Raw genomic sequence first — 22,226 nt, 5'->3', positions numbered from 1 at the left:
CTTATTTCACATTAACTAGTATTTTAAAATAATATGCTATAAATCAACCCATGAGCAGAACCTAACCGGCACCATTTTCGTAAATGCATTTAAGGAAAATCTGCTATGAGATTTTGATTAGGTTTTTTGTTTTGTGGTAGAAAGTAATTTTCTGTCATGTTTGTTGGAAGCTCAATGATTGCAAAGTCATTGGGCTTTTTTTATTTAACAAAAACTTTAGCAGTTGTATAACACCAATCGTTCAAAATATTGATTAATTTTATAAAAAAATATTAAAAATGAAAAAAATAATCCTACTGAGTTGCAGCGTATTGTTACTTTGGAGTTGTCAAAGCAATGCGCAACAAAATTCAGAAACAAATACCACAGAAAAAAACAAAAAAATGGACACAGCAGTAAAAGCAGAAACAATTTACCAGTTTAAGGTAAAAGATTTATATGGTGAGGAATTTGACTTTGCCTCACTAAAAGGGAAAAAAATACTAATTGTCAATACGGCTTCAGAGTGTGGATTGACTCCGCAATACAAAGATTTAGAAGCCATTTATAAAAAATATAAAGATAAAAACTTCGTAATAGTTGGATTTCCTGCTAATAATTTCGGAGCACAAGAACCGGGAAGTAATCAAGAAATCGCTAAATTTTGCGAAATGAATTATGGCGTTACGTTTCCAATGATGAGTAAAATTTCTGTAAAAGGAGATGACAAAAATGAAGTTTATCAATTCTTAACACAGAAAAGTAAAAACGGATTGCAAGACAGTGAAGTCGAATGGAACTTCCAAAAATACTTAATCAACGAACAGGGCGAATTGGCCAAAGTATTATCACCGAGAGTGCTACCAACTGATGCCGCTATTGTAGGTTGGATTAACGAAAAGTAAAAAAAATGTTTTGCTCAACTAAAACCTGATGAAGTCATTCGTCAGGTTTTTTGCTTTAAAATAATCGATGAACATCAATGACCACGTGGTTTAAAGAGTTTTTTATCCGTTCAACGATTTTTGATTCAATGTTAAACTATTGTTATTAGCTTTGAATTAAATATCAATTACCACAATGATTATTATATGAAGAATATTTTCAACCCAGTATACAGAGAGGATTATTTGGAGGGTTATGCCAGTGGCCACAATCCTTACATGAAAATTTCAGCCAAAAAAAATGAAGCCTATAATTTTGGGTTCGAGCAAGGAAGAATGGAGTATGAACGATTAAACGGAAAAGTCGCTTATGGCATTCCGCAATTAATAGTCACCAACAAAGTTTTAGAAGATTTTCTTTTAGCCGGAATGTTAGGAATGGATATCGATTCTGAGGGTTACACCGGTTTCCAGATTGACGTCATACAGAAATGGTACCAAAGCGGCGTAGAGAAATACAACGCCAATCAAAGCAATTATTTGCTTTCTATATTAGAAGAAAACGGCATCGAAATTGCCTGACAAATACCCCTGACTTTTTTATAAAAAACTGATGAAACCCTCATCAGTTTTTTTGTTTTAAAGCAGTCACTTCAATCTCTATTTTCATTCGAGTATCGGCTAATCCTGCCGAAATCATAGTGGCGGCAGGTCGGCTTTCGCCAAAATACTTTCTAAGGATTGGCCAACATAGCTTAAATTCTTCCGCATTTGGCACAATATAAAGTACTCGAACCACATCAGTTATTTCAGCATCAGCTTTCGTTAAAGCAGCTTTAATATTTTTGAAACATTGCTCGGTTTGTTCTTCAATCGTTTCGGAAATGGTCATCGTTTCGTAATCATATCCTGTTGTTCCGGATACAAAAACCCAATCGCCTTGAACTACTGCTCGAGAATAACCGATTGCTGTTTCAAAAGTGGAGCCTGAACTGATGCGTTGTCTTTTCATAAAATAGTTTTTAAAGTTATTCCAACATCAATTGCATAATTTGTGAATGCAGCCAACGGTCAAATTTAAATCCGGTTTCTTTAAGCACTGCCACCGTTTTAAAACCAAATTGCTCATGAAAAGTCACACTGCTTTGGTTTTCCGAGTCAATCACGGCTATCATGGTGTGCAGTTTTTGCTTTTTGGCCAAATCAATCAGATTTTGCATGATTATTTTACCGATGCCTTTGCCGTGAAAATCATTGTCCACATAAACCGAATGTTCAACAGTAAAGCGATAAGCTTCTCGAAAACGAAACTCGCTGTAGTAACCAAAACCAACTACTTTTTCCTCAATAGTAGCCACAATTATCGGAAACCCTTTCTTTAATTTATCCTCAAAAATCGCTTCTTGCTGTTCTAAAGTCCTCGGGTGATAATCGTATAAAGCGGTTGAGTTTAAAATATTGTAATTAATGATGTCCACTATAGGTTGAACATCTTCTTTTCGATAAGGTCTAATGCTAATTTCCATGGGATAAAAAAGTGTACCCAAAAGTAATAAAACTATTCAATAGTATTGAAAAACCTACACAACTTTGTACCTTTGTAGTCCATAAAAAGCAACAATGATTTATCCCAAAATACCGTTGGCACAAAGCATTATTGAGATTTGCAATGCCAAAGGAGTTCACGATATTGTTATTTCACCCGGTTCCAGAAATGCACCGTTGACTATTGGGTTTACCAATAATCCTAATTTTCGTTGCTATAGTATTGCGGATGAACGTTGTGCTGCCTTTTTTGCTTTGGGTATTGCCCAACAAACCCAAAAACCGGTTGCTGTTGTTTGTACTTCAGGTTCAGCATTATTGAATTATTATCCGGCATTAGCAGAAGCTTTTTACAGCCAGATTCCATTTATAGTTATTTCGGCAGACAGGCCTTTTGACAAAATCGATATTGGTGACGGGCAAACCATTCGCCAAGAAAATGTTTTTTTGAATCACTCTTTGTACAATGCCAATTTACTCCAAGAAGCTTCTGAAGAAAACGATGTGTTTATCAATGAAGCGATTAACGTAGCCATGGCGCACAAAGGTCCGGTGCATATCAATGTGCCGTTTGAAGAACCTTTATACCAAACGACCAACAAATTATCGGTTGATGTAAATTTAACGAGCTTGTTTAAAATCCATCGCCAAGTTAGGGTAGAAGATATTATCGCGTTTTCGACTTTATGGAACCACAGCCAAAAGATTTTGGTATTAGTAGGCGAATGCGCTCCCAATTCAGTAGAACAAAAATGGATTGACAAACTTGCTGAGTTTCCTTCGGTTGTTGTGCTGACCGAAACAACATCAAACCTACATCATCCATCATTTATCAATAACATTGATACGTTGATAACGCCTTTTGGCCCAAAAGAATTTGCAGTATTACAACCCAGAATCCTAATCACTTTTGGTGGTATGATTGTTTCCAAAAGAGTAAAAGCATTCTTGAGAAAATACAAACCAAGACACCATTGGCACATAGACGAACTGAGAGCTTACAACACCTTTGGTATCCTAACCAAGCATTTTGTGGTGAGTCCGAATCAGTTTTTTACGCAGTTTATGCCGCATTTAAAAGAAGTCAAAAGCCATTACAAATCGACATTTGAAACGATTCATCAGGATAGAAAAGTAAATCACAACGAGTATTTGGCCAAAGTAAAATTCTCGGATTTAAAAGCTTTTGAAAATATATTATCGGCTTTGCCAAAAAACATTCAGTTGCAAATCAGCAACAGTGCCGCAATTCGTTACGCACAATTATTTGACATCGATAAGTCGATTGAAGTCTTTTGCAACCGAGGAACGAGTGGAATTGACGGCAGTACTTCAACAGCCATCGGAGCAGCAGTAGGTAGTGGAAAGCCAACTGTTTTAATCACCGGTGATGTTGGTTTTTTATACGACAGCAATGCGCTTTGGAACAATTATATCCCAAAAAATTTTAAAATTATATTGATTAATAATGGCGGTGGCGGTATTTTCAGAATTCTTCCCGGTCATCAGGAAAATGAAACTTTCAACACTTACTTTGAAACTTCACATTGTTTGACGGCAGAGCATTTGGCCAAAATGTACCAATTGGATTATGCCATAGCCAGTGATGAAACTACTTTGACCGATGGTTTGAAACAATTGTTCAAGAACAACGACCAACCTGCCATATTAGAAGTTTTTACTCCAACGCGTGAGAACAACAAACAGTTATTGAACTATTTTAAAGCCTTGGTCTAAATTTATATCTTTACTAAATGAGCCAAACCAATAAACTAAAAATATTCAACGATCCGATTTATGGGTTTATTACCATTCCCAATTCATTGGTTTATGATTTAATTCAGCATCCTTATTTTCAACGTTTGCGTCGTATTTCCCAAATGGGCTTGTCTTATTTGGTTTATCCCGGTGCGCATCACACGCGTTTTCACCATGCATTGGGCGCGATGCATATGATGCAACAAGCCGTGGAAGTGCTTCGATTTAAAGAAGTAGCAATTTCGAAAGAAGAAGAAAACGCTCTGCTGATTGCGATTCTTTTACACGACATCGGGCACGGACCATTTTCACATGCGATGGAACACAGCATAGTGGAGGAAGTCAATCACGAAGCGATTTCGTTGTTGTTTATGGATAAATTAAACGAAGAGTTTGGCGGACAATTGAGTTTGGCTATCCAAGTATTCAAAGGCGAATACCACCGAAAATTCATGTTGCAGTTGGTTTCAAGTCAGCTCGACATGGACCGTATGGATTATCTGAAACGAGACAGTTTTTATTCAGGTGTGGCGGAAGGAAATATCAATTCCGACCGTTTGATCCAAATGATGAATGTGGTTGATGATGTTTTGGTGATGGAAGAAAAAGGGATTTATTCGATAGAAAAATTCTTGATGGCACGCCGATTAATGTACTGGCAAGCTTATTTACATAAAACAAGTTTGGTCGCCGAATTGACTTTGACCAAGACATTACAAAGAGCCAAAGAACTGCTTCACAAAGGCATTGAAATAGAATGCAGCAAACCGTTAAAATACTTTATGGAGCACAAAGTTACGCTGGATAATTTCTCAACTCATGATTTAGATACTTTTACCCAACTTGATGATTTTGATATTATTAGCGCTTTAAAAGTTTGGCAATTCAACGACGACTTTATCTTGAGTAGTTTGAGCAAAATGATTATCAATCGTGACTTATCGAAAATCAAACTCAACAGCGAAAAATTCCCTGCGGAAGTGTTGCAGGAAATGTCAAGTCAGTTTGCCAAAGAAAACAATATCACCATTCAAGAAGCCAAGTATTTTATCTTTAAAGGAAAGATTAAAAATCAGGCCTACAGTAAAGACGCGGAACCCATTCGCATTTTGAAGAAAGATAGAACGATAGAAGATGTAGTGGAAGCTTCAGATCAATTGAATTTGAAAGCGTTATCTAAACCTGTGACTAAATATTTTATCTGTTTCCCAAAACTACTTGCGGAAATTTAACATTAAAATCGTTTTTTTTATACTTTTGTGTCGATGAAACGAACTACCAATATTTTGATACATACATTAAAAACTATCTCTGGTGAGTTCCATCTTATACCTATAAAAAATAAAATAGCATAAGATGAAATTTACAGCAGCTCAAATAGCGGGAATTCTTGAAGGCGAAGTGGTAGGCAACCCTGACGCCGAAGTTTTCAAGTTGTCAAAAATCGAAGAAGGCACTGAAGGTTCGCTAACATTCTTAGCCAACCCAAAATACCTCAATTATATCTACTCAACCGAAGCTACGATTACCATCGTAAACAATACTTTTGAGCCTGAGAACGAAATCAAAACGACTTTGATTAAAGTCGAAGACGCTTATCAATCTTTTTCAAAATTGCTTGAATACTACAATCAGGTAAAGCTAATGAAATCAGGGATTGAACAACCGTCAGTGATTTCAGAGAATGTGACTTACGGCGAAAATTTATACCTGGGTAGTTTTAGTTACATTGGCAAAAATGTCATTATTGGTGCCAATGTGAAAATTTACCCGAACTCATTTGTTGGCGATAACGTAACGATAGGGGATAACACCATACTTTTTGCCGGTGTTAAAGTCTATTCCGAATCGGTAATTGGTGCTAATTGTGCCATTCATTCCGGTGCCATCATTGGTTCAGACGGATTTGGTTTTGCGCCAACCGAAGACGGTACCTTTAGCAAAATACCTCAAATAGGAAACGTGATTATGGAAGATTTTGTTGATGTTGGTGCCAATACTACCATTGACAGAGCTACATTAGGTTCAACCATCATCCGAAAAGGCGTAAAGCTGGATAATCATATTCAAATTGCCCACAATGTTGAAATAGGCGAAAACACGGTGATTGCCGCTCAAACGGGTGTAGCAGGTTCAACCAAAATAGGAAACAATTGCATGATTGGCGGTCAAGTAGGTATTGCCGGACATTTGACTATTGGCAACAATGTTCGTGTGCAAGCGCAATCCGGAATAGGAAAAAATATTGCCGATGGTGAAGTTATACAAGGTTCACCGGCATTTAATTATGGTGACTACAGCAAATCGTATGTGCATTTTAGAAACTTGCCTAAGATTGTAGCCGACATAGAAGAATTGAAAAAAAATAAATAACAAACTAATAAATAAGCATACCAATGGTTAAACAGAAAACCATCCAAAGCGAAGTTTCATTGACCGGAGTTGGTCTCCATACGGGAAAAGAAGTAAAGATGACTTTTAAACCCGCACCCGTAAACAATGGCTATACTTTTGTCAGAGTTGATTTAGAAGGAAGCCCAATTATTGAAGCCGATGCTAATTATGTGGTGAATACTCAAAGAGGAACCAACCTTGAAAAATTAGGCGTAAAAATTCAAACTTCAGAACACGTTTTAGCGGCCTTTGTAGGTTGTGATGTGGATAATGTTATTATCGAATTAAACGAATCGGAGCCACCAATTATGGACGGTTCTTCTAAGTTTTTTGTGGAAGCGATTGAAAAAGCCGGAATCGTTGAACAAGACGCCGAAAGATCTTATTACGTAGTGAAAGAAGTAATTTCTTTTACCGATGAAACTACCGGAAGTGAAATTCTTGTAATGCCGGCAGACGATTACCAAGTAACCGCTATGGTTGATTTTGGTACCAAAGTCTTAGGCACACAAAATGCGACTTTGAAAAACATAACCGATTTTAAAGCAGAAATCTCCGATGCAAGAACGTTTAGTTTTCTTCACGAATTAGAAACGTTATTAGACAACGGTTTAATCAAAGGTGGCGATTTAAATAACGCCATCGTTTACGTTGACAAAGAGATTTCTGAAAAAACCATGGACAATCTGAAAGTGGCTTTCGGAAAAGATAAAATTTCAGTGAAACCCAATGGTATTCTCGATAATTTGACTTTGCATTATCCAAACGAAGCGGCTCGTCACAAATTGCTTGACGTGATTGGTGATTTAGCTTTAATCGGAACCAGAATTAAAGGTAAAGTTATTGCCAACAAACCGGGCCATTTTGTGAATACACAGTTTGCTAAAAAACTATCTAAGATTATCAAAATAGAACAACGCAATCAAGTTCCGGTTTACGATTTGAATTTGGAACCATTGATGGATATTCATAAAATCATGAGTATCTTGCCGCACCGTCCGCCATTTTTATTCATTGATAGAATCATTGAAATGTCAGACAGTCATGTGGTAGGCATGAAAAACGTAACGATGAACGAAGGTTTCTTCGTAGGCCATTTCCCAGAAGCACCGGTTATGCCCGGCGTTATCATTGTAGAGGCGATGGCACAAACGGGAGGAATTTTAGTTTTAAGTACGGTGCCTGATCCGGAAAATTACTTGACATTCTTTATGAAAATAGACAATGTGAAGTTCAAACACAAAGTGCTTCCGGGCGATACTTTGATCTTTAAATGCGAATTGATTACCCCTATAAGAAGAGGAATTTGTCATATGCAAGCCAAAGCTTACGCTAACGGAAAGTTAGTAGCCGAAGCTGAACTTATGGCGCAAATAGCCAAAAAACAATAATATATGAACCAACCGTTAGCCTATGTACATCCTGGTGCGAAAATCGCTAAGAATGTCGTTATAGAACCATTTACAACTATTCATAACAACGTCATCATTGGGGAAGGAACTTGGATTGGTTCCAATGTAACCATCATGGAAGGGGCGCGTATCGGAAAGAATTGCAATATTTTTCCCGGTGCCGTAATTGCCGCTGTGCCCCAAGATTTAAAATTTGGTGGTGAAGATTCGTTAGCCATAATCGGCGATAATTCGACCATCAGAGAGTGTGTAACTATTAACCGTGGTACTATCGCTTCAGGACAAACCGTAATTGGTAAAAACTGTTTGGTTATGGCAACCGCACACATTGCACACGATTGCCATATTGGTGACAATGCCATTATCGTTAATGGTGTGGCTTTGGCCGGACACGTAATCGTAGGCAACTACGCCATCATTGGTGGTTTGGCTGCGATTCACCAGTTTATTCATATTGGTGATCACGCAATGATTTCCGGTGGTTCCTTGGTCCGTAAAGACGTTCCGCCATACACCAAAGCCGCAAAAGAACCGCTTTCTTATGTTGGGATCAATTCGGTTGGATTGAGAAGAAGAGGGTTTACTTCCGAGAAAATCAGAGAAGTGCAAGATATTTACAGAATATTGTACCAAAAAAACTATAACACTTCACAAGCAATGGCCATCATTGAAGGTGAAATGGAAGCAACACCGGAAAGAGACGAGATTTTGGATTTCATCAGAAACTCTTCAAGAGGAATCATGAAAGGGTACTCAGGTTCTTATTAAAAAATTACGAATTACGACCCGAGCGCACAGCGCGAATTGTATGGAGCGTAGCGAAATAAATTATCAATTACGAATTATAAAACAAACAAAATGGCATCTACATCAGATATTAGAAACGGATTATGCATTAAATTCAATCACGATATTTATAAAATTATTGAATTCCTTCACGTTAAACCGGGGAAAGGTCCGGCTTTCGTGAGAACCAAATTGAGAAGTTTAACCAACGGTAAAGTATTGGACAATACTTTTTCGGCCGGACACAAGATTGACGAAGTTCGTGTAGAAACACAAAACTTCCAGTTTTTATATGCCGAAGGTGATCAGTTTCATTTTATGAATACCGAGTCCTACGAGCAAATTACCTTGGATAAAAAAGTCCTTGATGCTCCCGATTTATTAAAAGAAGGAACTGTAGTAATGGTTCAAATTAACACGGAAACCGACTTACCATTGTCTGTTGACATGCCGGCTTCTATTGTTTTAGAAGTGACTTATGCTGAACCGGGCGTAAAAGGAAATACCGCTACCAACGCCACGAAACCTGCGAAAGTAGAAACCGGAGCTTCGGTAAACGTACCTCTATTCATCAATGAAGGCGATAAAATCAAAATCGATACGGCTACAGGTTCTTATATGGAAAGAGTTAAGGAATAGTGGTCAGTTAGCAGAAAAACTGAACACTGATTACTGTCCCGAAGTTTCGGGACTAAACACTAAAATATGAAGTTCCCAAGAATACATACCCTAAAAGAAATTGCAACCATCATCGACTGTCCCTATGTTGGCGCTGATGATTTTGCAGTGCATGGCATGAATGAAATTCACGTGGTAGAACCGGGTGATATTGTTTTTGTTGACCATCCTAAGTATTACGACAAAGCTCTGCAATCGGCGGCGACTATTGTTTTAATCAACAAAGAAGTCGATTGTCCGGATGGCAAAGCGTTGTTGATTTCCGATGATCCTTTTAGAGATTTCAATAAGTTGACTAAACATTTCAGACCATTTGTGGCTGCTAATGCAAGCATTTCGGCTTCTGCTTCAATTGGAGAAGGAACAGTCATTCAACCGAATTGTTTTATCGGTCACCATGTAACTATTGGTAAAAACTGTTTGTTGCACGCTAATGTAATTGTATATGACCATACGGTTATTGGCGACAATGTGATTATTCACTCGGGGACGATTTTAGGTGCCGATGCTTTTTATTATAAAAAACGTCCGGAAGGTTTTGACCAATTGCTTTCAGGCGGAAGAGTCATTATTGAGGATAATGTTGGCATAGGAGCGTTGTGTACCATTGATAAAGGAGTTACAGGCGATACCACTATCGGTGCCGGAACTAAAATTGATAATCAAGTCCATGTGGGTCACGATACTGTCATTGGAAAAAAATGTCTGATTGCGGCCCAAACCGGAATTGCCGGCTGTGTAGTCATTGAAGATGAAGTAACACTTTGGGGACAAGTAGGAACCACCAGCGGCATTACTATTGGTGCCAAAGCCGTAGTTTTGGGCCAAACCGGTGTGAGTAAATCTATTGAAGGCGGCAAAACCTATTCGGGAACACCAATAGATGAAGCACGTGAGAAGATGAAACAGTTTGCTTATATCAAGAAAATACCTGAAATTTTAAATAAACTAAAATAAATATGAGCGCTAAAGCTATCGTTCAAGAATTTTACAAATCGGATGTACTATTAGATGCGGATAAAGTGAAATCTTTACTGCATCCTGATGTTGTTTTGGAATGGCATAGTACCAAAGGTTTTTTGAAACTTCACCAAAGTCAAATCGTTGAATTGAGTACAGAGTTGAGCAAAGCCTATCTTCGTTCCAAATCAAGAATCTCGCATATTGTTGCCAACGGTAATACGGTTGCGGTTCGTTATGCTCATTATGTAAAAACGATAGAAAATCCCAGAGAGGAAATGATGTTGGCGCACTTCATGGTAGTGTGGGAAGTCAAAGACGATAAGTTATACCGAGGTTACCAAATGAGTCAACTATAGTAATTTTGCAAAAAACTAATCACTAATTACTAATTACTAATTACTATTTTCTACTTTTGCATCACAAAAAATAAACACAAATAAACAAACACAAACATGAGCGTTTTAGTTAATAAAAATTCAAAAATAATAGTACAAGGATTTACCGGAAGTGAAGGAACATTTCACGCTTCGCAAATGATTGAATACGGCACCAATGTAGTTGGTGGTGTAACACCCGGAAAAGGTGGTTCAACCCATTTAGACCGTCCGGTTTTTAACACGGTTAAAGATGCGGTAGAGCAAGCCGGAGCTGATACTTCTATCATTTTTGTACCGCCTGCATTTGCTGCCGATGCTATTATGGAAGCTGCTGACGCGGGAATCAAAGTAATCATTGCCATTACTGAAGGTATTCCGGTAGCAGATATGATTAAAGCTTATGATTTTATCAAAGGGAAAAACTGTAGATTAATCGGGCCAAACTGTCCTGGGGTAATTACTCCGGAAGAAGCTAAAGTAGGTATTATGCCTGGTTTTGTATTCAAAAAAGGAAAAGTTGGGATTGTATCTAAATCGGGTACGTTAACTTATGAAGCGGCTGACCAAGTAGTAAAACAAGGATTAGGCATCACAACCGCTATCGGAATTGGTGGAGATCCAATCATTGGAACAACCACTAAAGAAGCAGTTGAATTATTAATGAACGACCCTGAAACCGAATGTATCATTATGATTGGTGAAATTGGAGGCCAATTAGAAGCAGATGCTGCTTATTGGATTAAAGCAGACGGTAACCGCAAACCGGTGGTTGGTTTTATCGCAGGTGAAACGGCTCCTAAAGGTCGTACCATGGGTCACGCCGGTGCTATCGTTGGTGGTTCTGATGATACGGCTGAAGCCAAAAAACGAATCATGAGAGAATGCGGTATCCACGTAGTAGATTCTCCTGCTGAGATTGGTAAGAAAGTAAAAGAAGTGATGGGATAATTGATTCCTCAACATATATTATAAATGAAAAGCCTCGAGAAATCGGGGCTTTTTTGCTTTGGCACCTTTTTTGTTTTAAAATGTAGCAATAATACTGTAGCAATTTAAAATGCTACAAAATAAATGCTACAGATGGAAAAAAGAGAATACCTCAGAAAAGAATTGAATCTTACGCAATACGAAATGTCTGAATTATTGAATATTACCCGAAGCCAATTGTCCCTTTTTGAATTGGGTTTACGAGAATTGCCTACAAGTGCTTTGGTAAGATCATCACAAATAGGAATTTTCATGGCCACTGCCAAAGCGCCAGAAGCAAAAGATTATCCTCAAATTGCTGATTGGGAGGAAGAAAAAGAAAAATTTCTCGCGAAAGCCTTAGACGATTGTAAATATTATCAGTTGGGTATCATTAGAAAGCTACCCAATATGGAAGAAGAATATCGAGTCACATTGAATCTACTCCAACTAATTGATTATTTTAAAGAACAGGAAGTTAAAGAGGACGCACTGCATCTCGGAGCTTTAGTAACTTTAGAAGATAAAGCTATGAAAAGCTTGGAAAGATGTGGTCCGAAGGAGATGGTGAGAAAAAATTACCAACTAGTGATGTTGCAAAAGCAAGAAGAGGTGCTAAAAGAATTAATAGAGAGCAATAGGATAGAAAAACAAGAATTGGAATAGCAATTAATTTTATTTTTAACGGCTATTTTTAAAGATAGGATAGTCTTACAAATGTTTTTTATATATTTGAGGTTCAAACTATTTTATGAAAAAGCTTTACTTCTTATTACTAGTGCTATTGTCATTAACAGCAAACGCCCAAGTGATTACCATTCCTGATTTAAATTTTAAAGCAAAGCTTTTATCGGCAAGCCCTTTCAATCAAATAGCCAAAAATTTGGCAGGAACTTATTTTAAGATTGATGCCAATAATGATGCTCAAATACAGATAAGTGAGGCTTTACAAGTTTCTTATCTTGACGTAAACGGAAATGGTTGTAGCTTGAGCAGTTGTACAATATCGTCGGTGGAAGGATTGCAGTATTTCACTAATTTGGTGACGTTATACACTTTCAATAACAACCCAATCACGAGTCTTCCAATAGATAATATGACACATCTCAAGACGTTGTGGTGTTACAATAGCTCGTTAACTAACTTAAATTTAAGTAACTTAACAAGTCTTGAAGAATTTTTTTGTAGTGGAAATCAGTTGAGTTCATTGAATTTTACAGGATTAGTTAATTTAAAACACGTTGATGCAGACGGTAATGATTTTACTTCGCTCACTTTTTCAAACCTTCCTTTATTGAACAAGCTTGATGTTTCCTATTGTGCTCTGACATTTCTAGGGCTTAACAACCTGCCTAGCTTACAGTATTTGTATTGTGGAAACAATCAGTTGACCAGTCTTAATTTAACGAGCTTGCCGGCTTTGTATGATTTATTGGCAATGAACAATCAAATAACGACTTTTAATATCAGTAATAATCCATTTATGCACTACATGTTTATAAATCAGAATCCTATTAATTCATTATTCCTAAAAAACGGTTCTCAGCTAACTCAACTGAATATTACAAGCGGTAATCTCATTACTTATGTATGCGTGGATGAAGATGAAAAAACCTGGGTAGATTATTATGTTAATTATTTAGGAGGCAATGATGCTGAAATTAATTCGTATTGCAGCTTTACACCAGGCGGTACTTATTACACTATAGAGGGAAATGTAAAATATGACAGTAATAGCAATGGTTGTGATAGTAACGATTTAGTTTTTCCTAACTTAAATTTTTCCATAACTGATGGTTTTCAAAATGCTAATATTATTGCCAATAGCACTGGTGATTATACAATTCCAGTTACTGCAGCAACGCATACTGTTGTTCCAGTTTTAGAAAATCCAAACTATTTTACGGTTTCGCCATCGAGTATTAGTGTTACTTTTCCTGATCTAGTCAGTCCTTTTGCACAAAACTTTTGTGTAATTCCAAATGGAGTTCACAAAGATTTAGAAGTAATTCTTGTACCATTAAATCAGGCAAGACCGGGTTTTGATGCTCGTTATAAAATTGTTTATAAAAATAAAGGAAATCAAACACATTCAGGTTCAGTATCTTTTGAATTTGAAGATGACAGAATTGATTTGGTTTCCGCAATTCCTATCATGTCCAATCAAGAAGTAAACTTACTTACTTGGAATTATACAAATTTACAACCTTTTGAAAGTAGAGAAATTCTAACAACTTTAAATATCAATGCTCCTACAGAAACTCCGGCGGTTAATGCCGGTGACCAACTAGATTTTGTGGCAACAATAACTCCAATTGACATTGATGAAATTCCAATCGATAATATAGTTTCACTAAAACAAATCGTAGTAAACTCATTAGATCCTAATGACAAAACTTGTCTGGAAGGAACAACCGTTTCTACTACTATGATTGGAGAATATGTGCATTACCTTATTCGTTTTGAGAATACCGGAACATTTGCTGCGGAAAACATTGTCGTAAAAGATATGATTGACAGTGCTAAATTTGACATCGCTACATTAATTCCATTAAATGGAAGCCATTCTTTTATCACCCGAATCAACACCAATCAGGTAGAATTCATTTTCGAAAACATTGACTTACCCTTCGATGATGCCAATAATGATGGGTATGTAGCGTTTAAAATCAAGACCAAACCAACATTGGTATTGGGTGATACTTTCAGTAATAGTGCCAACATCTATTTTGATTATAATTTCCCGATTGTAACCAATACTTATACTACAACTATTCAAGCTTTAAGCAATCAGGATTTTGAGTTTAGCACTATGTTTGGTTTATCGCCTGTGCCAACTAATGATTTGCTAACTATTACGGCAAAAGATTCTGTAGTAATGACTTCGGTCAATATTTACAACACGCTAGGGAAATTGGTTCAAGTGAATACCAATCCAACAGAGACCATTGATGTTTCCGGTTTGTCGAGTGGTAGTTACTTTATCAAAATCATAAGCGATAGGGGTAGTGCTACTAGTAAGTTTATAAAAGAATAGCGATGAAACACTCCTGATACTCTCGGGAGTTTTTTTGCAGACATAGTATCTTCCCCGTATTTTTATATATATTTGAGCATCAAACCATTTTCATGAAAAAGCTTTACTTCAATTTACTACTAGCGTTATTGTCATTAACAGCAAACGCTCAAGTGATTACCATCCCGGATGCTAATTTTAAGGCAAAGCTTTTATCGGCAAGCCCTTCCAATCAAATAGCTAAAAATTTGGCAGGTGCTTATTTTAAAATTGATGCCAACGACAACGGTCAAATTGAAGTGGCAGAAGCATTAAATGTTAGTGTTTTGGATGTCAACAACAATAATGTTCCGGCTTCTACCGGACTTTTAATTGCGGATTTGACCGGAATTGAATACTTTAACAATCTTACCATATTAAATTGTGCCTACAACTCAATCAGCACTTTAAACGTTTCCTATTTTCCCAACCTCACGAGATTGTTTTGTCAAGTAAATCAACTATCGATTTTGGATTTTACAGGCTTGACCCAAATGTTGTCAATTACTTGTTTTCAAAACCAGATTACGGTATTGGATGTGGAAGGCCTTGTGAATTTAACAAACGTGAGCTGTGAATCCAACAATCTGACTACTTTAGATTTTAGCACTTGTATTAGCCTGAATTATATGACAGCCGGTTCAAATGAACTGGAAACGTTATTTATTAAGAATGGAAAGAATGAAGCTTCCCTTGGAATTGGAGGAAATCCCAATCTAACTTATATCTGTGCAGATGAAGGTCAATTCACAAACGTTCAAAATCTATTGGATGTTTTTGGGATGACTACTAACTTGAACTCTTATTGTACTTTTACACCCGGAGGAACTTATTATACAGTGAATGGCGTAAGCAAAATGGATACTGATAATAACGGCTGCGATTCCAACGATCCCGGGTATTCCTATATGAGATTCAATGTGACTAATGGAACTTCCTTTTTTTCATTGTTTGCTAACCAAACAGGCGCTTTTTCAATACCGGTTGTTGCCGGAAATTATACCATAACGCCACAAATTGAAAATACCCCTTATTTTATTTTATCTCCAACGTCCTTTAATGTTTCCTTTCCTACGCAAGCAAATCCGTTTACTCAAAATTTTTGTGTTACCCCTTTGGGTGTTCATCAAGATTTAGAAATAACCATCGTTCCGTTAATTCCCGCAAGACCCGGATTTGATGCCACGTATAGAGTAATATACAGAAATAAAGGAAATGTAACACTGTCAGGCTCCGTAACCTTTGCCTATGAAGACAGTAAGATGGATTTAGTTTCTGTAACACCAATACCAACTAGCCAAAGTTTAGGTTTTATGAGTTGGAACTATACCGATTTGTTACCATTTGAAAGGAGAGATTTTATGATTACAATGAATATCAATTCGCCTACAGAAACTCCGGCTATAGCTATTGGTGACCAATTGAATTTTGCAGCTGTCATCTATCCGATTCAAGATGATGGATATCCTCTAGACAATGAATCAGGACTAAAGCAAGTTGTAGTAGGTTCTTACGACCCCAATGACAAAACTTGTGTGGAAGGTACTTCCATCACACCCAATATGGTGGGCCAATATGTAAATTATGTAATTCGATTTGAAAACACCGGTACATTCGCCGCTGAAAATGTAGTGATAAAAGATATAATTGATGTAACTAAATTTGACCTGACTTCTTTGGTTCCTCTTTATGGTAGTCATCCCTTTGTAACACGGGTGATTAATACCAATCAACTCGAGTTTATTTTTGAAAACATCAACTTACCCTTTGACGATGCCAATAATGGTGGGTACGTAGTGTTTAAAATTAAAACCAAACCGACATTAGTGGTTGGCAATACATTTGCTAATAGTGCTGATATTTATTTTGATTATAACTTTCCCATTGTTACAGATACTTATACTACCACAGTTCAAGCCTTGGACAATCAAGATTTTGAGTTTAACAGTGTGTTTAGTTTGTCTCCGGTGCCAACCAAAGATTTGCTAACTATTACTGCAAAAGAATCTGTAGTTATGTCATCGGTAAATATTTATAACACTTTGGGACAGTTAATTCAAGTGAATGCGAATCCGAGTGAAACTATTGATGTCTCTGGATTACAAGCAGGCAGTTATTTTATTAAGATAATTAGTGATAGAGGAAGTTCAACAGGTAAGTTTATAAAAGAATAGCTAATAAAAAAACTCCCGATTATCTCGGGAGTTTTTATTTTTAATTCGGAAACGGATTGGCCCATTTCGGATCGGTGTAAACATTAGTTCCCGATAGCGTTCTGAGAAAAGCAATCACAGCATTGACTTCAGGTGCTGTTAAATGGAGTTGTTGTCCAAAACCATTAGGACGTAATCTTGGGTCTAAGTTTGTATTTCCCGGCGCCAAATTTATAGTGCCGTAATGACCAATCGCTGCTTGTAAAGTAGTAATAACTCCAGTATGCATCATAGGTCCGTTAGTGGTTCCGTCAAGTTTTACTAAGTCGCGTAAAGAAGGTGCTCTGGTATTGGTAATGTCAATTCCGGTGCCGTTAATAGTGCCAATGATACCATTGTTTCCAGTGTTTGGATTGATGTCAAACTCAGGCGCAGCATGACAACCGGCACAACCTAAACCTCCTGCAGTTCTATTGCTTGTGGCATCAAAAACAGGTGGTGACAAAAATAAATTTTTCCCTTGATTTTCCTGTGCGGTAAAGTTCGGAAAAGGTTGACCGTCATTGGCCACTTGGGCTCTTCCAATATCATACTTGCTGTCAAAAGACTGGATGCTTCTAATGAATTGCGCTAAAGCCAATTGGATTTTGTTTTCGGTGATTTCCTCACTCCCATAAACAAATTGGAACAACTCTTTATAATAACCAATAGTACTTAACTTGGTGATTAAACCACTAAAAGGTTCATCGCCATTAGTACCGCTAAAACCCATTTCGCCATGGTCTTTGATAGGCATAGTAGTTTGCGTTTCTAAATTAATGGCGCGTTCATCCCAAAAGAACTTCGCTTCGTTAGCAAAGCGCGTATTAATTAATCGCATCGAGTGTCTACCGGTTGTACCGTTAACCCCATTGCTGGCAATAGTAGTATCACTAAAAGCATTCGCTTGTTGGTGGCAACTAGCACAAGAAATAGTGTTATTAGAAGAAAGATTTTTGTCGTAAAACAAAACCCGACCTAGAGTAGCGCCTTTATCCGTAATTGCATTTCCGCCGGTGTTGTCTTTGGTGATATAATTTGGAATCGTCTGATTGGCGTAATTGGCAAGACTTTCCGTATTAATAGTACTTCCGAAAGTCGCTGTGATATTGGCATAAGGGTCGATTGGAACGTATTCTGAACTGTCATCACTACCACAGGAATAGGCGAGGGCAATGAACAATATGGTGCTGATTTTTTTATACATACTAATTGGGTTAAGTTTATTTATTGACAATAATTTTGAACGTTTTATCATCCTTTCCATTAGCAACTTTTACAAAATAAGTACCGTTGTAAACCGTTGACAAATCCATAATACAAAGAGTACTTCCTTGCAAAATCTCATTGGTTTGGATGGTTTTTCCTAAGACATCTATCAAAGCAACTTTTAGGTTATCTTCTACCATATCCGTTTGAATGGCAATAAACTCTTGTGCCGGATTTGGATAGATTTTGATATTGAGGTTTGACAAATTAAAATCGGTATTGTCCAAAGTATATTGCGAAGTCGATTCTGTAATAGAAGCTACTAATGAAGCGGTTCTGTTGCCATAAAAGGTTGGTCCAACCGCATAAGGATAAGCCGAATTGTGATTGGCATCAACCGTAGCAAAATAACAGTATATTCCCAAAGGATATTCAGGAGTTACGCAAAAACGACCGTTGTGTACATCTAAATAATCAGCCGCAGTGTTGGCAATAAATTCATAATCTTCTCTAAAATAACCCAAAGGATAAGTCGTACTCACCGAAGGTCCATCAGTTACATTGGTTCCGTTAACATAATGTGTTCTGGTAGTAATGTTTCTCAATTGGTAACCCGATTTGATTCGGACAATGCCACCCGTTCCATCAGCATTGGCATAACCGTAAGCGCCATAGATAGGGAAACCATCATAAGCAAAACCAATTAAAGGCGAATGTTCTGCCGGATTGATAACATACAAACCATCAGAAGGATAAGTGTCACAAATAGTAGAAAGCACCGCCAAATCTAAGTTAAATGCAGACGGATTTTGATGGTGATGGTAATTGCCCATAGCCGGATGTGCTTTGGCACAATCAAAACCTGCGCGTTCGGCATAAACAGCATCACGGTTCCAAACACCATCGCCTGTGCAACCTTGAATCGGTCCGCCACAAATTTGACTCGAAGCATTTCTCCATGAAACACCATCTCTGTAATCAAACAAAGCGACACCATTTTTAAACAAACCAATATTACCACCGGTCGTGTTGGTAGGTGTTCCTGTGTTTTGCGTTGGATTCAATGGAAATCTGAAAATAGCACCATTTCGGCTGGTAGCCAAGGATGGATTTCCATCTAAAAACGGCCCGGTAATATAAGCCGGAATCCCATTGGTAGTGACATAAACCCAATTGATAGAATATTGGACGGTTTGTACATTGGCTAAAACAGCATCCGTTATCGGAGTAGGATTTCCGGAAACATAATGGCGACCGGTAATTCCGGTAGTATTGCGCAACCAAGAAGTAATAGCAGGATTGGTTTGGGCTTGAAGGTAAGCACTAAAGGTTAATAATAGGGTTAGCGTTAATTTGGTTTTCATATTGGTTTGAATTGGTTAATTAATTATGCTTATCAATTTATTCCTTCGGAAAGCTGAATCGTTTGTTGTACAAGAATTCTTTATCGGTTAGTGTTTGCAAAAAAGCAACCAAATCAACTCTGTCGTTATCAGAAAGATTCATCGGTTGTACTAATTCTTTGGGCAGATTGGAATTTTTGCCTAATGAATTGTAATGCTTTACGACATCAGTTAAAGTTTTAAATCGACCATCGTGCATATAAGGAAATGTAAATTGAATATTTCTCAAAGTCGGTACTTTAAATCGCTGTTGGTCTTCTTTTCGACTAGTGATTTTTATTCGCCCTAAATCATTTAAAGTGGCATCAATAGCCAATCCGTTGTTCTTAAATTGATCATTGCTAAATAACGGTTCAGCATGACAAGAAGCACAATTAACTTTGAATAAGTCATAGCCACGTTTTTCGTTAGTGCTAAAGTTTTCTTCTTTACGCATGACTTTATCGTACTTCGAATTGGCAGATTTAAGCGATACGGTGAATTGTGCCAAAGCTTTTAATAATCGTTGAGAAGTTATTTTATCATCACCAAAAGCTTTAGCGAATAATGCTCTGTACTTATCACTTTGTTGTAATTTAGCTATGGCGTTTTCGAGTTTTTCATCCATTTCTGCCGGACTTTCTATCGGATTAATTGCTTGCACTTCAAGATTGTTTACGCCGCCATCCCAATGGAAATTATTGTTCCAAGCCAAGTTGATTAAGGCTAAAGAATTTCTGGTGCCGATTTTGCCTTCAATACCATGGCTTAAATCGTGGTCAACATGGGTAAAACCGGTTTGCTGTAAATGACAACTCGAACAGGAAATCGTGCTGTCTCGCGAAATAATAGGATCGTAAAATAAATGTCGGCCCAATTGAAAACCTTCTTCTGTTAAAGGGTTTTTCTTGAAATCATATTTAGGTTGTGGCCAACCTTTAGGCACTTCAAAATAAATAGGCGTGAAATAGCTTTTGGAAAATGCCACAATTCCGAAAAGTAATATACCAAAGCCAAATATGATAAAGACTTTTTTCATTCGAGATAAAACATTTTAGTACTGATATCCGCTAAATCCATCGCCTTTTTTCCGGGAATCATGATTGAATGGGTTTGGGCCAAATGGATTTCGGCTAAAAAAATAGAGATATCTATTCCGATATTGATATTGCTATTACCATTGACATTAATCACTTTTTTTCGCATGGCATAATAAGGTTGCAAATAGCCACCAAGATGAAACTGAAATTGATTCTTGCGGGTTTTACAACTCTGACTTGTACCTTCCAATTTCATATTAATATAACCGCTTTGCCAAGCCCAATACATGCCTTTCGTTGGGTCTAAATCTCCGGCTAATGCTCCGGAAGTATTGGTAATACTATCAATTCCAATATTGAAAACGACTTTTGAAATCAATTTGTCATTGGCTTCGGTAATGGGGATTTGCAACGAGTTCGGATTTTCTACATCGAGTAGGTGATGGCTGTTTTTTTCTTTAAAAACGGTTTTATCGGCATATTGAACTTCAATATCGGAAATATAACATTTGAAAGTGGTAATCGAAACAGTATCTTTAATAGAAGTGATGTACTGCTTATTGAGTTCCAAAGGAAATTGGTCAAAACTCGCTTTGAAATTGATACTCAAAGAATCTTTGGTTTGCCCAAAAGACAGAAAAGACAGCAGTATCCCTGTAACAATTAAAGTTGTCTTATTCATATTTTGGTTGGTTTGACTTCTAAGACACAATAAAAAGGAAAAGGTTTAAAAGTAAAGTTAACTTTTTCAACGTGTAAAATATTCCTATATTTGACCTTTCATTAAAACAAACAAAACTAATTTTTATAATATGAAATTATTAGAAGGAAAAGTAGCCATTATCACCGGCGCGAGTAGAGGAATCGGAAGCGGCATCGCTAAAGTTTTTGCCCAACACGGAGCCAATGTGGCTTTTACTTATAGTTCTTCTGCCGAAAGTGCTTTGGCATTGGAAAACGAATTAACCGCTTTAGGCATCAAAGCCAAAGGATACAAATCAAACGCCGCTGACTTTAACGAGGCGCAAAAATTAGTCGATGATGTTATGGCCGATTTTGGAAACGTTGACGTCTTAATCAACAACGCCGGAATCACCAAAGACAACCTTTTAATGCGCATGAGCGAAGAGGATTTTGATAAAGTAATTGAAATCAACTTGAAATCAGTATTCAATATGACTAAAGCCGTTCAGAAAATCATGTTGAAAAACCGCAAAGGTTCTATCGTAAACATGAGTTCTGTTGTTGGGGTTAAAGGAAATGCAGGTCAGGCCAACTATGCCGCGTCAAAAGCGGGGATGATTGGATTTACCAAATCGGTAGCTTTAGAATTAGGTTCCAGAAATATCCGTTGCAACGCGATTGCGCCGGGCTTTATTGAAACTGAAATGACTGCTAAACTAAACGACGATGTAGTGCAAGGTTGGAGAGATTCTATTCCGTTAAAACGTGGCGGAACTCCGGAAGATGTTGCGAATGCTTGTCTATTCTTCGCTTCTGATATGAGTGCATACGTTAGCGGACAAGTATTGAATGTTTGCGGAGGAATGCTGACTTAAAATATTATAAATTTTAAATTATAAATTTTGAATTAATCTTATTTGGA

Annotated in this window: 21 protein-coding genes; 15 read left to right on the top strand and 6 right to left on the bottom strand. The window is 37.2% G+C overall.

Features of this window, described 5'->3' with window-relative positions:
• The first annotated feature begins 278 nt into the window (after window positions 1-278).
• Together ICG50_RS08215 and ICG50_RS08210 are read left to right on the top strand one after the other, a co-directional pair.
• Window positions 279-884, top strand: coding sequence for a glutathione peroxidase (locus ICG50_RS08215; protein WP_187660429.1), 606 nt, complete (start codon window positions 279-281; stop codon window positions 882-884).
• Between the two features lie 186 nt (window positions 885-1,070).
• Window positions 1,071-1,445 (top strand): hypothetical protein, encoded by a 375-nt coding sequence (locus ICG50_RS08210; RefSeq protein WP_187660428.1) that lies wholly within the window; start codon window positions 1,071-1,073, stop codon window positions 1,443-1,445.
• Between the two features lie 43 nt (window positions 1,446-1,488).
• Here the strand turns inward: ICG50_RS08210 and ICG50_RS08205 are convergent, their stop codons facing one another.
• Together ICG50_RS08205 and ICG50_RS08200 are read right to left on the bottom strand one after the other, a co-directional pair.
• Window positions 1,489-1,875, bottom strand: coding sequence for a RidA family protein (locus ICG50_RS08205; protein ID WP_187660427.1), 387 nt, complete (start codon window positions 1,873-1,875; stop codon window positions 1,489-1,491).
• A gap of 16 nt (window positions 1,876-1,891) precedes the next feature.
• Complete coding sequence (locus ICG50_RS08200; RefSeq protein WP_187660426.1) at window positions 1,892-2,389, bottom strand: GNAT family N-acetyltransferase; 498 nt, start codon at window positions 2,387-2,389, stop codon at window positions 1,892-1,894.
• 94 nt (window positions 2,390-2,483) lie between these two features.
• Here ICG50_RS08200 and menD point away from each other — a divergent pair, with 94 nt between their 5' ends.
• The 12 genes from menD to ICG50_RS08140 all read left to right on the top strand — a co-directional run bounded on the left by menD (window position 2,484) and on the right by ICG50_RS08140 (window position 16,971).
• Entirely contained in the window at window positions 2,484-4,145 is a 1,662-nt protein-coding gene (gene menD / locus ICG50_RS08195; protein WP_187660425.1) for a 2-succinyl-5-enolpyruvyl-6-hydroxy-3-cyclohexene-1-carboxylic-acid synthase, read from the top strand.
• A gap of 17 nt (window positions 4,146-4,162) precedes the next feature.
• Window positions 4,163-5,398: an HD domain-containing protein gene (locus ICG50_RS08190; RefSeq protein ID WP_187660424.1), complete on the top strand. Its 1,236-nt coding sequence runs from the start codon at window positions 4,163-4,165 to the stop codon at window positions 5,396-5,398.
• Between the two features lie 124 nt (window positions 5,399-5,522).
• Complete coding sequence (lpxD, locus tag ICG50_RS08185) at window positions 5,523-6,539, top strand: UDP-3-O-(3-hydroxymyristoyl)glucosamine N-acyltransferase (protein ID WP_187660423.1); 1,017 nt, start codon at window positions 5,523-5,525, stop codon at window positions 6,537-6,539.
• A gap of 23 nt (window positions 6,540-6,562) precedes the next feature.
• Window positions 6,563-7,951: a bifunctional UDP-3-O-[3-hydroxymyristoyl] N-acetylglucosamine deacetylase/3-hydroxyacyl-ACP dehydratase gene (locus ICG50_RS08180; protein ID WP_187660422.1), complete on the top strand. Its 1,389-nt coding sequence runs from the start codon at window positions 6,563-6,565 to the stop codon at window positions 7,949-7,951.
• A gap of 3 nt (window positions 7,952-7,954) precedes the next feature.
• Window positions 7,955-8,740 carry an acyl-ACP--UDP-N-acetylglucosamine O-acyltransferase gene (lpxA, locus tag ICG50_RS08175; protein WP_187660421.1) on the top strand — a complete coding sequence of 262 codons (786 nt, stop codon included), beginning with the start codon at window positions 7,955-7,957 and terminating at the stop codon, window positions 8,738-8,740.
• Window positions 8,741-8,830: 90 nt separating this feature from the next.
• Complete coding sequence (gene efp / locus ICG50_RS08170) at window positions 8,831-9,397, top strand: elongation factor P (RefSeq protein WP_187660420.1); 567 nt, start codon at window positions 8,831-8,833, stop codon at window positions 9,395-9,397.
• A gap of 66 nt (window positions 9,398-9,463) precedes the next feature.
• Window positions 9,464-10,393 carry a UDP-3-O-(3-hydroxymyristoyl)glucosamine N-acyltransferase gene (locus ICG50_RS08165; RefSeq protein WP_187660419.1) on the top strand — a complete coding sequence of 310 codons (930 nt, stop codon included), beginning with the start codon at window positions 9,464-9,466 and terminating at the stop codon, window positions 10,391-10,393.
• A gap of 2 nt (window positions 10,394-10,395) precedes the next feature.
• Window positions 10,396-10,755: a nuclear transport factor 2 family protein gene (locus ICG50_RS08160; protein ID WP_187660418.1), complete on the top strand. Its 360-nt coding sequence runs from the start codon at window positions 10,396-10,398 to the stop codon at window positions 10,753-10,755.
• A gap of 96 nt (window positions 10,756-10,851) precedes the next feature.
• Window positions 10,852-11,724, top strand: a complete 873-nt coding sequence (gene sucD, locus ICG50_RS08155; RefSeq protein WP_187660417.1) for a succinate--CoA ligase subunit alpha — start codon at window positions 10,852-10,854, stop codon at window positions 11,722-11,724.
• Between the two features lie 132 nt (window positions 11,725-11,856).
• Window positions 11,857-12,408, top strand: coding sequence for a helix-turn-helix domain-containing protein (locus tag ICG50_RS08150; RefSeq protein ID WP_187660416.1), 552 nt, complete (start codon window positions 11,857-11,859; stop codon window positions 12,406-12,408).
• A gap of 85 nt (window positions 12,409-12,493) precedes the next feature.
• On the top strand, window positions 12,494-14,779 hold the full coding sequence (locus ICG50_RS08145; protein ID WP_187660415.1) for a T9SS type A sorting domain-containing protein: 2,286 nt from the start codon (window positions 12,494-12,496) through the stop codon (window positions 14,777-14,779).
• A 92-nt stretch (window positions 14,780-14,871) separates the two neighbouring features.
• Window positions 14,872-16,971: a DUF7619 domain-containing protein gene (locus ICG50_RS08140; protein ID WP_187660414.1), complete on the top strand. Its 2,100-nt coding sequence runs from the start codon at window positions 14,872-14,874 to the stop codon at window positions 16,969-16,971.
• Between the two features lie 40 nt (window positions 16,972-17,011).
• Here ICG50_RS08140 and ICG50_RS08135 read toward each other — a convergent pair whose 3' ends face one another.
• The 4 genes from ICG50_RS08135 to ICG50_RS08120 are packed head-to-tail and all read right to left on the bottom strand — an operon-like array spanning window position 17,012 to window position 21,302.
• Window positions 17,012-18,196 (bottom strand): cytochrome-c peroxidase, encoded by a 1,185-nt coding sequence (locus ICG50_RS08135; protein WP_187660413.1) that lies wholly within the window; start codon window positions 18,194-18,196, stop codon window positions 17,012-17,014.
• 16 nt (window positions 18,197-18,212) lie between these two features.
• Window positions 18,213-19,562 carry a YHYH protein gene (locus ICG50_RS08130; RefSeq protein WP_187660412.1) on the bottom strand — a complete coding sequence of 450 codons (1,350 nt, stop codon included), beginning with the start codon at window positions 19,560-19,562 and terminating at the stop codon, window positions 18,213-18,215.
• 37 nt (window positions 19,563-19,599) lie between these two features.
• On the bottom strand, window positions 19,600-20,619 hold the full coding sequence (locus ICG50_RS08125) for a cytochrome-c peroxidase (RefSeq protein ID WP_187660411.1): 1,020 nt from the start codon (window positions 20,617-20,619) through the stop codon (window positions 19,600-19,602).
• Window positions 20,616-21,302, bottom strand: a complete 687-nt coding sequence (locus tag ICG50_RS08120) for an MbnP family protein (protein ID WP_187660410.1) — start codon at window positions 21,300-21,302, stop codon at window positions 20,616-20,618. The genes ICG50_RS08125 and ICG50_RS08120 overlap by 4 nt, the downstream gene beginning before the upstream one ends.
• A 130-nt stretch (window positions 21,303-21,432) precedes the next feature.
• Between ICG50_RS08120 and fabG the strand changes: the two genes are divergently transcribed.
• Entirely contained in the window at window positions 21,433-22,179 is a 747-nt protein-coding gene (gene fabG / locus ICG50_RS08115; protein ID WP_171223289.1) for a 3-oxoacyl-[acyl-carrier-protein] reductase, read from the top strand.
• Window positions 22,180-22,226: the final 47 nt, after the last annotated feature.

It is taken from the genome of Flavobacterium buctense, assembly GCF_014486695.1.
GTDB classification, from domain to species: domain Bacteria; phylum Bacteroidota; class Bacteroidia; order Flavobacteriales; family Flavobacteriaceae; genus Flavobacterium; species Flavobacterium buctense.
This window is presented reverse-complemented; position numbering and strand designations above follow the sequence as displayed.

What these genes read in the sequence shown, in the direction of transcription:
- ICG50_RS08215 (WP_187660429.1), top strand. Translation starts at nt 279, where the DNA reads ATGAAAAAAATAATCCTACTGAGTTGCAGCGTATTGTTACTTTGGAGT.
- ICG50_RS08210 (WP_187660428.1), top strand. Translation starts at nt 1,071, where the DNA reads ATGAAGAATATTTTCAACCCAGTATACAGAGAGGATTATTTGGAGGGT.
- ICG50_RS08205 (WP_187660427.1), bottom strand. Translation starts at nt 1,875, where the DNA reads ATGAAAAGACAACGCATCAGTTCAGGCTCCACTTTTGAAACAGCAATC.
- ICG50_RS08200 (WP_187660426.1), bottom strand. Translation starts at nt 2,389, where the DNA reads ATGGAAATTAGCATTAGACCTTATCGAAAAGAAGATGTTCAACCTATA.
- menD (WP_187660425.1), top strand. Translation starts at nt 2,484, where the DNA reads ATGATTTATCCCAAAATACCGTTGGCACAAAGCATTATTGAGATTTGC.
- ICG50_RS08190 (WP_187660424.1), top strand. Translation starts at nt 4,163, where the DNA reads ATGAGCCAAACCAATAAACTAAAAATATTCAACGATCCGATTTATGGG.
- lpxD (WP_187660423.1), top strand. Translation starts at nt 5,523, where the DNA reads ATGAAATTTACAGCAGCTCAAATAGCGGGAATTCTTGAAGGCGAAGTG.
- ICG50_RS08180 (WP_187660422.1), top strand. Translation starts at nt 6,563, where the DNA reads ATGGTTAAACAGAAAACCATCCAAAGCGAAGTTTCATTGACCGGAGTT.
- lpxA (WP_187660421.1), top strand. Translation starts at nt 7,955, where the DNA reads ATGAACCAACCGTTAGCCTATGTACATCCTGGTGCGAAAATCGCTAAG.
- efp (WP_187660420.1), top strand. Translation starts at nt 8,831, where the DNA reads ATGGCATCTACATCAGATATTAGAAACGGATTATGCATTAAATTCAAT.
- ICG50_RS08165 (WP_187660419.1), top strand. Translation starts at nt 9,464, where the DNA reads ATGAAGTTCCCAAGAATACATACCCTAAAAGAAATTGCAACCATCATC.
- ICG50_RS08160 (WP_187660418.1), top strand. Translation starts at nt 10,396, where the DNA reads ATGAGCGCTAAAGCTATCGTTCAAGAATTTTACAAATCGGATGTACTA.
- sucD (WP_187660417.1), top strand. Translation starts at nt 10,852, where the DNA reads ATGAGCGTTTTAGTTAATAAAAATTCAAAAATAATAGTACAAGGATTT.
- ICG50_RS08150 (WP_187660416.1), top strand. Translation starts at nt 11,857, where the DNA reads ATGGAAAAAAGAGAATACCTCAGAAAAGAATTGAATCTTACGCAATAC.
- ICG50_RS08145 (WP_187660415.1), top strand. Translation starts at nt 12,494, where the DNA reads ATGAAAAAGCTTTACTTCTTATTACTAGTGCTATTGTCATTAACAGCA.
- ICG50_RS08140 (WP_187660414.1), top strand. Translation starts at nt 14,872, where the DNA reads ATGAAAAAGCTTTACTTCAATTTACTACTAGCGTTATTGTCATTAACA.
- ICG50_RS08135 (WP_187660413.1), bottom strand. Translation starts at nt 18,196, where the DNA reads ATGTATAAAAAAATCAGCACCATATTGTTCATTGCCCTCGCCTATTCC.
- ICG50_RS08130 (WP_187660412.1), bottom strand. Translation starts at nt 19,562, where the DNA reads ATGAAAACCAAATTAACGCTAACCCTATTATTAACCTTTAGTGCTTAC.
- ICG50_RS08125 (WP_187660411.1), bottom strand. Translation starts at nt 20,619, where the DNA reads ATGAAAAAAGTCTTTATCATATTTGGCTTTGGTATATTACTTTTCGGA.
- ICG50_RS08120 (WP_187660410.1), bottom strand. Translation starts at nt 21,302, where the DNA reads ATGAATAAGACAACTTTAATTGTTACAGGGATACTGCTGTCTTTTCTG.
- fabG (WP_171223289.1), top strand. Translation starts at nt 21,433, where the DNA reads ATGAAATTATTAGAAGGAAAAGTAGCCATTATCACCGGCGCGAGTAGA.